Genomic DNA, 12,138 nt, shown 5'->3' with positions numbered 1-12,138 from the left:
AATATACTTCATCCAATTTCGGCTTTTTTTAGCAAGAAGGGACGGATGATAAGCAGTTTAGAAGGTATGAACTCCCCCCTAAAATCTCATTTAAGGCGCGGATTCTACCTTAAAATAGCTATCGCCACCATGGCTAGCCTAAAACGCAAAAAGCGCTCAAAACTCAAACAGAGAATCTCGAACGCAAAAATATTATTGACTTTAATCTTAGCATTTAGAATCTGGTGATCATGCAACTTACCTAATCACTTTTAGACGACATCAACTTATTTATAGTTACGAGCAGGCTAACAGTGGATAAAAATAATGAACACCAGCTATACCTAACAAAAACACACACGGCAAGAGTAAAATACCACTCGCATATTTATAACGATGATCACAGTTATCTTAATTATAAACATCTATCATCAATATGCATATAGTTGCACTTGAAACTATCTTATAGAGTGATTAATCATGAAAAAAATATCTTACGCTATCGCCGCTTTACTGTGTGGTGCAGCACTAACAACTGCCTATGGTGTGACCGCGCATGAATTCGTCTACAATCCAAATTCAGCTCAACGTACCAATACTAATATGCCGACATTAACGGCTAATATGGAAAGTATTCGCTATTCTGATCTGTTATATGGATTCCAACTCAATATTAGCGTCAACGGGGCAAATCTTAACACAACCAATGTCAATACGATCAAAAACGCCACTCACCTTTCAAGTCCCAATGTTGTGCGTCCTTACCGTATTACTAATAATACTATTAGCTATCGTATTTCAGGTGAACATGATCTGCGCGCAATTAACTTTGTCACCTTAACCCTAGATCAAGCTGTGCTATCTGCACCACAAAGCTTATCAATTACCTTACCAGTATTTCATGATATAACCCCACCAGATCAACCTCATGAAGATGCAAATACTATTGCCGCACTGAATGTTGATAGTGTTAATGCCACCGACTTTTTAAATGGCTCAGGTAAAGTATTTACTGTAACGCTAGCGCAGGGCGCATTTTTACCGGGCTGTTCAGATGCCATTGCTCATAGCATTATGAATACCAGTAATGTGCAAGGTATTGTCAGAATTTGGCGTAAAACGGCTAACCAAGTAGAATTTGTTGTCGAAGGTGGTCATTACCAAACTAATGCCGGCAACTGGAATTTTGAATTGGGTCCTGACACCAACACTTTAAATCAAACGCTACATATTAGTGCACCAATCAATCATTAATCTGCTGCTATAAATACTTGATAACAAAAAAGGCCTTGAACATTTGCATGTTCAAGGCCTTTCTCAGAATTCTTGTAAGCTATAGGTTAATGATTAACCTTATCGCTAGACTTACTTTGTCATGTTACCGCTTTTGTACATTGTAGAGAATACAGGCGTGTAAAGTGCAACGATTTTATTAATGATACCAGACATTTTTTTACCTTAAGAATTAAGCTTTTTATGTATAACCATTGCCCAATTAGTAAATATTTAAGGCGTCGGTCATGTTTCGTTGGGCGTCATTATAGGTATTTTAAATCACTTGAGAAATGAAAAAAAATACCACTTAGGCATTAGTTTTTATAATACCAAGGTCAGAGAGTATTTATTGTTAATCATGACCAACACACGGCTTTAATTACGCTTGAATCAAACGCGATATACGGGCACGAACAGCGTCTAATGATAATCCTATTTCACGCTGTTCTTTACATAACAGATCAATATTATTTAGTTCATCACTATGAATAATAACAATAATATTATTTCTTTTTTTATTCGCATTAGTCTGGCGTTTAATTGCTAATTGCTCGGTGCAATCTAGCACGACTGCAATACCAGGAAAAGATTGTCTTAACTGTCGACAGACATTAAAACCTAACGCACCATCAATATGATGCTCAGGAATAACAATAATTTTATAATCGTTATATTCATCGGGACGATGACCCGTCGCCACTAATAACTTGATCACATTATCTAACATAAAAGCAAAGCCACAGGCATGACTGGGCTGCTGCATAACTTGAGTCATAAATTCATCGTACCGCCCACCGCGACATAACAAACTGTCTGGAGCAATATGTTCTCCATGCCATTCAAATAAAATATCGGAGTAATGCGAGGCTGGATATAAATGCGGAGTAACAACATAAGGTAATCCCATATTATCTAACAGTTGCTGTAACTGCTGAAACCTACCTTTTGCTGCTACCGTTAAATAATCACCTAATTTAGGCGCTAATTTGATAACAGGTTCAAGTTCGAGAGGATAATCGACTAATAGATACTCTGGCGTTGTCTGTAGCCATGCTTGTCGTTGCTGATCGAATAAAATAGCGTAGGGTTGAAAATAAGTTGTCAACGCATAACGAAACGCAGCAAATTCATCTAGACTACCAATATAATTAATTCGTAACTCAACTTCTTTATTGAGTTCTAACACCTTAAATAACTCATATTGAAGCTGTAACTGCTCAGCGACAATTGCATCATCTTCCCAGCCAAAAGCTTCAACACCAACCTGAACATATTGTTCAAGCATGTCATGTTGTTCAGAAGTATGTCGAAAAATAGGCCCTTGATACCAAACTTTACTGCCATGAAGTAATTCAGAATGCTGGTTTACAAATTGTAAACAACTTAAAGAACCATCACTGCTTAAAATCGTTTGATGATTATAAGATGCTAACCGCTGAGGCTGCATCGAAAAATTTAATAATTCAGGTGAAAGTGAAACATCTTGAATCAAAGGTAATTTAATTTCGATATAACTGTATTGTTGGCATAACAAGCGGATCTTAGTTTCAATAAAGTTCAGCTGTTGTTCTGAAATATTATAATTCTTACGCGGACGACCACGTTTCCTTGGGCGAACATTACCTTGGAGTTGATTTTCGAGTTGTTGACAAAACTTAGCCATCCCCAAAAGAGTATTTTGTCGAATACAATCACTGATACGCTGCAAAATATAATGACTTATAGGTTTCTGACTAAAACGTCGATAAGCACCACCCCGTTGCAAGGCTGTTTTACCGAGTAGATTATATTCCGCATGAGGAATAATACGCGATAATGTCGTTAATCCAGCATTATGGCGATAACTACTCCAAGGGTAATCCGCTGCAGCCACCGTCAATAACATACCCGCTGATTCAATGTAATGCATACAAGGCAGTAAATAATTTTCCGGCTCAACCAAACAACTTTTATAACGCCCTTCCCATAAGCTGCCACTACGCTGATATTTCTTATTAAAATAAGGTACATAGCGTCTACCTACGTGCTGAATAATTGCACCAATATTTTCTTTTTCATTAGGCGTTATTAATAAAAGAGCATTGCCAGCAAATAGACAATAGCTATGCAAATCACCACCATAACGCGTGATTGCATTATCTATACACTGCAGAAAATAGTCATGGTCATCATCGTCAATAAAAAGTTCACTCTTATTATGCCCCTGCAATTGTACGATTTGAGGCAACCCTAGAATAAATAACCGCTCTTTTCTTGGCATGATTCATTTCCCAAATCTATAACAATTGTTTATGAAAAAACATGATACCCACAATAAAAGGGGACAGGGTCAAATTAATCGATTCTGAACAAAAATCAACCAAAACTGGCTGCAATTAAAACTTTTGCAAAAAAAATAGTGATACAGGTCACACTTTTAGTGAGGTAAAACTTTACTATTCCCTCATCAAATCAAACGAGGAAATAGAGATGGCTGCCGGAAATTCCGATTCAAGCACCATGAGTGCAAGCTCCGCCAAAAAAATGGGCGTAGTCGCATTAACCTTAGTTACCGCATCAAACATGATGGGGTCCGGGGTATTTATGCTACCCACCAACCTTGCAGGGGTTGGTTACATTTCACTATGGGGTTGGCTTATCACCATTGTAGGTGTTATCGCACTTGCGCTTGTGTTTGCCAAAACCAGTCTTTTAACACCAAGAAACGGCGGCATCGTTGCCTATGCAGCTGATGCTTTTGGTCCTTTTGTTGGCTTTCAAAGTACCATTTGTTACTGGATCAGTGCCTGGATAGGTAACGTTGCACTACTCGTCGCGGGTATTGGCTACCTAAGTTACTTTTTCCCACAACTTACAGATCCAAGTATAGGCTCTGTGGTTGCCATTGTTATTTTGTGGGGCTTTATTGCTTTAGCAAGCCTTGGCGCTCAAGCAGCAGGTCGCGCTCAATCATTTACTGCAATTTGTATGCTAGTTGTTGTGTTAGGCGTGGGTATCGTTGGTTGGTTCTGGTTTGATCCAAAGATGTTTACTCAGGTTTATAACGGTACTGGCGAAAGCAATTCGCACGCAATTTTATCAGCAGCATCAATTGCACTATGGGGCTTCCTTGGTGTTGAGTCTGCAGTAGTTTCTAGTGGTCAAGTTGAAAATCCTGAAAAAACAGTACCAAAAGCAACTGTATATGGTTTGCTGATTGCATCGGTATGTTACGTCGGTAGCTGTAGTGTCATTATGGGTCTAGTACCACATGAAGAGTTAGTTAAATCAGCGGCACCATTTGCTGATGCTGCGCGCTACATGTTTGGTGACACTGCCGGTACCATCGCATCAATCCTAAGTATCATTGCTTGTTTCGGTTCAATCTCAGGTTGGTTAATTCTGCAATCAGAAGCGCCACGTGCAGGTGCAGAGCAAGGTTTATTCCCTCAGTTCTTTGCTGCTGTAAACCGTAATGACGTACCAATGAAAAGTTTAGTATTCACCGGTGTTCTTATGAGTGGTGTACTACTAATGACAGCATCACCCGATCTTGCCGATCAATTTCAAGTTGTCATTCTAATGTCAGTATTTGCTTCACTACTGCCTTACATCTACGCCGTTATTGCGCTGCCAATCATCATGATTGCCAAGAAACAAAACAAAGGTGGTAACTTCGTGATTTACAGCATTCTGGTCGTTATTGGTATGGCTTATAGCTTATTCGCCATGCTTGGCTCAGGTGCAGACTCCATGTACTGGGGTGTAGTAATGGTGATGCTCACTATTCCGCTATATAGCTTTATTGCCGCAAAACGCCATAAAAACGGCGAGAAAGTTCTTTATTTAAAAGATTAATTAGTTAACTGACAATTATTTGAAAGTATCAATTAAACAAATTTATTAGGATATATATCATGACATTATCAATTGAAAATCAAAATAAACTTGACGAATTTTGGGCTTACTGTGTAAAAAACCAATACTTTAATATTGGCTACCCTGAGTCAGCAGATTTTGATTACACCATTCTAGAACGCTTTATGCGCTTCTCAATCAACAACTGTGGTGATTGGGCCGAGTACTGTAACTACCTCCTTAACTCGTTTGATTTTGAAAAAGAAGTGATGGAATACTTTGCCGATCTTTTCAAAATTCCATTTGAAGATAGCTGGGGTTATGTCACTAATGGTGGTACTGAAAGTAATATGTTTGGTTGCTACCTTGGTCGTGAGCTTTTCCCTGATGGCACCTTGTATTACTCAAAAGACACTCACTACTCAGTAGCTAAAATCGTCAAACTACTACGTATTAAATCACAGCTGGTTGATTCATTACCAAATGGTGAAATTGATTACGATGATCTAATTAGTAAGATTAAACAAGATGACGAAAAGCATCCGATTATCTTTGCCAATATCGGCACGACAGTACGTGGGGCGATTGATGATATTAGTAAGATTCAAGCAATGATTGGTGAGTTAGGTATTAAGCGTGAAGATTACTATATTCATGCCGATGCCGCATTAAGTGGCATGATTCTACCTTTTGTTGATGAACCGCAAGGATTCAACTTTGCCGATGGTATTGACTCTATTGGTGTCTCTGGCCACAAAATGATTGGCTCACCAATCCCATGTGGTATCGTGGTAGCAAAAAAACGCAATGTTGATGCAATTTCAGTTGAGATTGATTACATCTCTGCTCACGATAAAACCATCACTGGTTCACGTAATGGCCACACACCATTAATGATGTGGTGTGCGGTGAAATCACACTCACATGCAGACTTTAAACGTCGTATTAATCGTAGTCTTGATTTAGCACAACATGCGGTACAACGCCTACAAACTGCTGGTATTAACGCATGGTGTAATAAAAACTCAATCACAGTGGTATTCCCTTGCCCATCTGAAGCGGTTTGGAAAAAACACTGCCTCGCAACATCTGGTGGTCAAGCACACCTTATCACCACTGCACACCATCTTGATGCATCAAAAGTCGATGCGTTAATTGATGATGTAATTAAAGATGCTAATGGCGAAATGATTGCAGCATAAAAAAAGCGGTAGTTCACTACCGCCTTTATGAATCGATATTGCTGGTGCCTATTCCACTATTTACCAGCAATATCACACCTAACGGCTATTATCTAATACCATTAAATACAGTAGTTATTATAAATGTATTTCTCACGATAGAGGAAATAAATAGCCGATAATGCAATATAAGTAGGGTTTCCTATGAAAAATAACATTCAATCAATCCGTGGAGTATCTGATATTTTACCAGAACAAACACCGATTTGGTTATGGCTAGAATCGATTATAAAACAAGTGACCCATAGCTATGGTTATCAACAAATTCGGCTACCTATTATTGAACCTCTAGCCTTATTTGAGCGCGCTGTCGGTGAATCAACCGATATAGTTTCAAAAGAAATGTACAATTTTGTTGATAAAAGTGGCGAACATATCACCTTACGCCCAGAAGGAACCAGTAGCTGTGCGCGTGCCGTCATTGAACACAATATGTGTTATAACAGCACTCAACGATTGTGGTACCAAGGCCCAATGTTCCGCTATGAAAGACCTCAAAAAGGACGTTTACGCCAATTTACTCAATTTGGTGTTGAAACATTCGGTATGGCAGGGGCAGACATTGATGCTGAATTAATTTGTATGTCTTACGATATTTTCAAAGCATTAGGCGTCGACCAACACATTGCCCTTGAAATTAATTCACTGGGTACCACAGCAGAACGCCAAGTTCATCGCCAACACCTAATCACCTATTTTGAGCAACATCGGTCATTATTAGATCAAGATAGTCTTACCCGCCTCAGCAGTAATCCATTACGTATTCTAGACAGTAAAAACCCCGACATGCAGGACATGATCAATGAAGCACCTCAGCTAATTGATTTTATTGGTGAAGATTCTCTAGCTCATTTTAATAAGCTGCAATATCTACTTGACCAAGCAGGTATAAGTTACACCATCAATCCACGTTTAGTGCGTGGTCTTGATTACTATTCAAAAACAGTGTTTGAGTGGATAACTGATAAGCTTGGTTCACAAGCTACCGTTTGTGGTGGTGGCCGTTATGATGGGTTAATCGAACTGTTTAGTAAAAATGCCTTACCTGGTTCAGGGTTTGCTATCGGGATTGAACGACTATTGTTATTAGTCGAAACGCTAGGGCTTGATAAAGGCATAAATAATGATCCTGACATTACTATCACCACTGAATCACCACAACAAAATGAAAAAGCACTAGCGGTTGCCCACAACATTCGCCGTCAATTACCAAAACTTCAAGTACTGACAGATCTAAGTCATAGCAAAATAAAACGCCAACATAATCGCGCCTTAAAAACTGGGGCTAAACTCATTATAACCCTCAATGATAATGACCAAGTTGGGCTATGGTATCCAAAAACTAATCAATCACTGACCGTTGATATTAATAATGTGATGATTACCATCGGTGAATATCTTCACCAACTAAAGTAGTACTAACAATCAATGTGCAGCTACATTGATGTAGCCGCACAGTGCTCGCACTAAAACATGTAACATTTAACCCAAAAACTTTAATCTCTCATTCATTTTTGCCATTAATGCCAAAAAGCATCGTTACATTACTAGCCAACCATAACCATTCGATTATTATCTCGCTTTTAATGCAATAATGAGCATAATATGTTAAATGAAAAACTTCCTAAGTTTTTATTTGTACTTGGGTTATTAGGCTGGATAACAGTATTAGTTTTAATTTTAAAGCCTGTTGATAACAGTGAATTAAATACCCTTAAACAACAGCAACTCGTATTAACAACACAAGTGAAAGATATTCTTATTAAAGAAGTTGACGCTGTATACTCAAAGTGCAAAAAGAGCAATGCACTAGGTGAGAAAATCAAATGGAATGGTCAATTTCATCTTGCTGAAAAATACTGCCAAGATCCTATCATCAGCAACGATATCAGTAGCATGGCTAAATGTAAGGAAATTAAACGTTGCAAAACACCGCAATTATAGTTGCTGCTGAGGTTATAATTTACCTCATTCTTGTCACTTATTATCTTTATGCAAGAAAAAAGCTCCATGCGCACCTATATTTGAATAAACGTCAACGGACGATTTATTTAGGTAATAAACCGCTGTTAAAACTCAAAGGCCGATCGTTAAATTACCAATTACTCTGCTACCTGTTTGAGAATCCAAATAGAGCAATTCCTAAGCAAGAGCTAATTGATAATATCTATCGTCGAGATATCTATTTAAATAAGTTAGTGGCAAACATTAACTTGCCTAAGGATATGAAAGATAAACTATTCTTAATTGAAGATGACAGCCTAAGTTTTTTAAGTGCTCATATAAATCATCCTAACTAGCTGCAATATGAATACCACTAAGATTCATTAATATAAAGACAAGCCATAACTTAGGTTATGGCTTTTTATAACGTGATCATTGACACGGAATCCCCTTCCTCACCACGGTTCCTTGCTAAGTGTGAGTATGTTTTTAGATAGCTGTGATAAAATAACAACTTAATGACGTTTTTTTGAGGCTCTATGACGGTTCAAACTCAACTGCTAGCCAAAGCACAACAGCTCTGTGAGCAACGCGGGGTAAGAATGACTCCCCAGCGATTAAAAGTACTGGCACTGATTATTAATCATCATAGTTCTATCAGTGCTTATGAGTTACTTGATTTACTTAAAGCATCAGAACCCCAAGCTAAACCACCAACGGTTTACCGCGCCTTGGATTTTCTGTTAGCACAAGGGTTTGTCCACAAAGTCGAATCAACTAACAGCTATATTGCTTGTTGTGTACTTGGCCATGCTGATCATTGCTCGCAACTATTAATTTGTGATAAGTGTGGTTTTGTTGAAGAAACCCATGATGATGAGCTCGCAAAATTTTTGCGTATAAAATCAGAACAGTATAGTTTTATGATCAAGCATCACGTGGTTGAAAGCCATGGTGTTTGCCATAAATGCCAACAAACGACTAACGAATAAATCTGCTCTAGTGCTATTACTGCAAGTGATAGCACCATCTCATCTTTCCAATCTGAATTAACATAATTAGCCACGCGATTAATTAACGTTAGCTCGAACATAAAAGCACAATAAAAAACTACTCATTGTCATGAATTCGATCTAGACTTAATCAGTCATAAGCATCTAGTTACCTATTGGCTGTGACTACTATTATTAGTCTATAAGGGAAAGACGTACATGAGTAAACTGACTGGAACCGTAAAGTGGTTCAACGATGATAAAGGTTTTGGCTTTATTTCTGCTGCCGATGGTAAAGATGTATTTGTTCACTTCAGTGCCATTCAGGCGCAAGGACGTAAAACATTACGTGAAGGCCAAAGCGTTGAGTTTATCGTAACTGATGGTCAGAAAGGCCCTCAAGCTAGCGATGTTATCGCGCTATAATTAAGCAAACGTCAAAAATAAAAAACGCCGCAATCGTGATGATTGCGGCGTTTTATTTTATCAGTTAACTACGCTAACCAATAATAGGCACTATGCGCGCCATTGTTTAAATGCATTAATCAGGCCGTTAGTTGAACTATCGTGACTAACCACACTTTCAGCGTTGTTTAGCTCTGGTAAAATTTGGTTAGCGAGTTGCTTACCAAGTTCTACGCCCCACTGGTCAAAACTAAAGATGTTCCAAATAACACCTTGAGTAAAGATTTTGTGCTCATACAACGCAATTAATGCACCTAATGTATATGGCGTGATTTCTTTAAGCAAAATCGAGTTAGTTGGACGGTTACCTTCAAACACTTTAAATTCAGCTAGCTCATCAATTTCTTGTTGTGATTTACCTGCAGCAACAAACTCAGCTTCTACTGTCTCGCGGCTCTTACCAAATGCTAATGCTTCTGTTTGAGCAAAGAAGTTAGCCATTAGTTTAGGATGATGATCACCTAATGGATTATGACTAATTGCAGGCGCAATGAAATCACATGGGATCAACTTAGTACCTTGGTGAATAAGTTGGTAAAACGCATGCTGACCATTTGTTCCTGGCTCACCCCAAATAATTGGACCTGTTTGATAATCTACAGGCTTACCGCCACGATCAACATACTTACCATTTGACTCCATATTACCTTGCTGGAAATAAGCAGGGAAACGGTGCATGTATTGGTCGTAAGGAAGGATTGCCTCAGTTTCAGCACCATGGAAGTTATTGTACCAAATACCGATTAGCGCCAAAATTACAGGTAACTTTTGCTCAAGTGGTGCTTGAACAAAATGATTATCCATCGCATGGCCACCTTCAAGTAACTTAATAAAGTTATCAAAACCAACCGCTAAGCTAATAGAAAGACCAATCGCAGACCATAGTGAATAACGACCACCAACCCAATCCCAGAACTCAAACATGTTATCAGTATCAATACCAAATTCAGCCACTGATTCAGCATTGGTAGAAAGAGCAGCAAAGTGCTTAGCTACGTGAGCTTTATCTTCTGCCATCGCTAAGAACCAATCGCGAGCAGACAGAGCGTTGGTCATTGTTTCTTGAGTGGTAAATGTTTTTGATGCGATTAAGAATAATGTTGTTTCAGGGTTCAAATCTTTCAGCGTCTCAACAATATGAGTCGCATCAACGTTAGAAACAAAGTGCATGTTTAAACGCGTTTTGTAAGCTGATAGTGCTTCAGAAACCATGTAAGGGCCAAGATCTGAACCACCAATACCGATGTTTACTACATCAGTAATTTCTTTACCGGTATAACCTTTCCACTCACCACTTACGATACGGTTAGTGAAACTCTCCATTTTAGCTAATACGGCATTAACCGCAGGCATAACATCTTCGCCATCAACGATGATTGGCGTGTTACTGCGGTTACGTAACGCAACGTGTAATACAGCACGATCTTCAGTACGGTTAATTTTTTCACCGTTGAACATATCCGCAATAGCAGCATCTAGCTCGGTTTCTTTGGCTAATGCAAACAACTTAGTCAAAGTTTCTTCTGTGATCAGGTTCTTTGAGTAGTCCAATAAAATATCAGAACCAAACTGAGCAGAAAACTTGGCAAAACGCTCGCTATCATTAGCAAATAACTCACTTAATTCGAAATCTTGAGCTTGCTCAAAATGGGCCGTCAATGCTTGCCATGCTTGCGTTTGCGTTGGATTAATGTTCTTTAACATAATAATGTTCCCGATGTTGTTATGTTCATCCCTCGAATCATATCGCCTTCGAAAGATCCTCGATCTATGCCATTTAACCTAGCATGCTAGGTGTCTAATAATAATGCTATCTGTTACAACCAATTATGACGTTAAAATAACATTATCGTCATTGCGTCAAATCACGAAAATATAACTGCATCATACCTGTATTTATCATTAAGATGATAATGGTAATCACTAATTAAACTAAAAGGTTTCACCGATAGGTAAATGGCTATGTGGTATCAAAAAACGATTCATCTTACTCCGAGAGCCCGTGGTTTTCATCTAATAACCACTGAAATAGAGCAAAATATAGAAATAATTCAATCATTAAAGGTTGGTATCGTACATTGCTTTATTCAACATACATCAGCAAGTTTAACCATTAATGAAAATGCAGATCCAACCGTTCGTAATGATATGGAAGCACATTTTAATCATACCGTTCCTGAACGAGCTGCTTTTTATCAACATACCTATGAAGGTGATGATGATATGCCAGCGCATATCAAAGCGTCATTGCTCGGTAATAGTATTAGCATTCCAATTACTGATGGCCAACTCGCTTTAGGAATATGGCAGGGTATTTATTTGGGCGAGCATCGAAATCACGGTGGTACACGCCGAATAGTGATCACAATTCAAGGTGAAGAATAAATAACAGATAAAAAAGCCGC

The 12,138-nt window shown here is 38.5% G+C and carries 11 protein-coding genes; 9 read left to right on the top strand and 2 right to left on the bottom strand.

Annotated features, from left to right (window positions below; translation table 11 throughout):
- Positions 1–459: 459 nt before the first annotated feature.
- Entirely contained in the window at positions 460–1,233 is a 774-nt protein-coding gene (locus C0W29_RS18935) for a hypothetical protein (protein ID WP_045045649.1), read from the top strand.
- A 400-nt stretch (positions 1,234–1,633) separates the two neighbouring features.
- Here C0W29_RS18935 and C0W29_RS18930 read toward each other — a convergent pair whose 3' ends face one another.
- Entirely contained in the window at positions 1,634–3,514 is a 1,881-nt protein-coding gene (locus C0W29_RS18930) for an ATP phosphoribosyltransferase regulatory subunit (RefSeq protein ID WP_045045650.1), read from the bottom strand.
- Between the two features lie 209 nt (positions 3,515–3,723).
- Between C0W29_RS18930 and hdcC the strand changes: the two genes are divergently transcribed.
- From hdcC to C0W29_RS18895, 7 genes are all read left to right on the top strand, one after another.
- A complete protein-coding gene (hdcC, locus tag C0W29_RS18925) occupies positions 3,724–5,091 on the top strand; it encodes a histidine-histamine antiporter (protein ID WP_045043753.1) in 1,368 nt (455 codons plus the stop codon).
- A 59-nt stretch (positions 5,092–5,150) separates the two neighbouring features.
- Positions 5,151–6,293 carry a histidine decarboxylase gene (locus C0W29_RS18920; RefSeq protein ID WP_036788792.1) on the top strand — a complete coding sequence of 381 codons (1,143 nt, stop codon included), beginning with the start codon at positions 5,151–5,153 and terminating at the stop codon, positions 6,291–6,293.
- Positions 6,294–6,476: 183 nt separating this feature from the next.
- A complete protein-coding gene (gene hisS / locus C0W29_RS18915) occupies positions 6,477–7,748 on the top strand; it encodes a histidine--tRNA ligase (protein ID WP_045045651.1) in 1,272 nt (423 codons plus the stop codon).
- A gap of 189 nt (positions 7,749–7,937) precedes the next feature.
- On the top strand, positions 7,938–8,276 hold the full coding sequence (locus C0W29_RS18910; protein WP_036788796.1) for a hypothetical protein: 339 nt from the start codon (positions 7,938–7,940) through the stop codon (positions 8,274–8,276).
- Complete coding sequence (locus tag C0W29_RS18905) at positions 8,255–8,632, top strand: helix-turn-helix domain-containing protein (RefSeq protein WP_045045652.1); 378 nt, start codon at positions 8,255–8,257, stop codon at positions 8,630–8,632. The genes C0W29_RS18910 and C0W29_RS18905 overlap by 22 nt, the downstream gene beginning before the upstream one ends.
- A gap of 183 nt (positions 8,633–8,815) precedes the next feature.
- Positions 8,816–9,268 (top strand): zinc uptake transcriptional repressor Zur, encoded by a 453-nt coding sequence (zur, locus tag C0W29_RS18900; RefSeq protein WP_045045653.1) that lies wholly within the window; start codon positions 8,816–8,818, stop codon positions 9,266–9,268.
- Positions 9,269–9,487: 219 nt separating this feature from the next.
- A complete protein-coding gene (locus C0W29_RS18895; protein WP_036788802.1) occupies positions 9,488–9,694 on the top strand; it encodes a cold-shock protein in 207 nt (68 codons plus the stop codon).
- Positions 9,695–9,784: 90 nt separating this feature from the next.
- On the opposite strand, the gene pgi is transcribed toward C0W29_RS18895, so the two are convergent.
- Complete coding sequence (gene pgi, locus C0W29_RS18890; protein ID WP_045045654.1) at positions 9,785–11,437, bottom strand: glucose-6-phosphate isomerase; 1,653 nt, start codon at positions 11,435–11,437, stop codon at positions 9,785–9,787.
- Between the two features lie 258 nt (positions 11,438–11,695).
- Here pgi and C0W29_RS18885 point away from each other — a divergent pair, with 258 nt between their 5' ends.
- Positions 11,696–12,118 carry a secondary thiamine-phosphate synthase enzyme YjbQ gene (locus C0W29_RS18885; protein ID WP_045045658.1) on the top strand — a complete coding sequence of 141 codons (423 nt, stop codon included), beginning with the start codon at positions 11,696–11,698 and terminating at the stop codon, positions 12,116–12,118.
- Positions 12,119–12,138: the final 20 nt, after the last annotated feature.

This window comes from Photobacterium kishitanii, assembly GCF_003026355.1.
Taxonomy (GTDB): Bacteria; Pseudomonadota; Gammaproteobacteria; order Enterobacterales; family Vibrionaceae; genus Photobacterium; species Photobacterium kishitanii.
Note: the sequence above shows the minus strand (reverse complement) of the source record. Positions and strands in the feature narration are given on the sequence as shown.